This window comes from Neptunomonas phycophila, from assembly GCF_001922575.1.
GTDB classification, from domain to species: Bacteria; Pseudomonadota; Gammaproteobacteria; order Pseudomonadales; family Balneatricaceae; genus Neptunomonas; species Neptunomonas phycophila.
Map to the genome: position 1 here is coordinate 1 of NZ_MRCI01000020.1, position 556 is coordinate 556.

Genomic DNA, 556 nt, shown 5'->3' on the forward strand with positions numbered 1-556 from the left:
CACTGAACCCCGATGGCACAGTGAGCTTCACACCGGATCCGGACTACAACGGTCCAGCCACGTTCGACTACACAGTTAGCGATGGTAACGGTGGTGAAGATACGGCCACAGTGACCGTAGTATTCTCACCAGTGAACGACGGACCGGATGCGGTTGACGACAGCTTCACAGGCGAAGAAGACACGCCATACGTCATGACGCCAGCAGCGATCCTTGGCAACGACACGGATCCAGAAGGTGACACGCTATCGATCACGGGCGTATCTAACCCAACGAACGGTACCGTTGTCCTGAATGCTGACGGCACAATTACCTTCACACCGGATGCAGATTTTGTAGGCGAAGCGACTTATGACTACACCATCACAGACGGCAATGGCGGTACTGACACGGCCACAGTCACCATCGACTTTGTTGACATGAACGACGGTCCAGATGCGATTGACGACAGCTTCAATGGCGAAGAAGACGTACCGTACACCATGACAGCGAATGACCTGTTAGGTAACGACACGGATCCAGACAGCGATCCATTAACGATCACTGAAGTGTCTAA

The 556-nt window shown here is 53.2% G+C and carries 1 protein-coding gene; it reads left to right on the plus strand.

The features are described from left to right. Positions 1-556 (plus strand): cadherin-like domain-containing protein (locus BS617_RS18140; protein ID WP_170870381.1); only part of this gene is annotated, 556 nt, incomplete at both ends.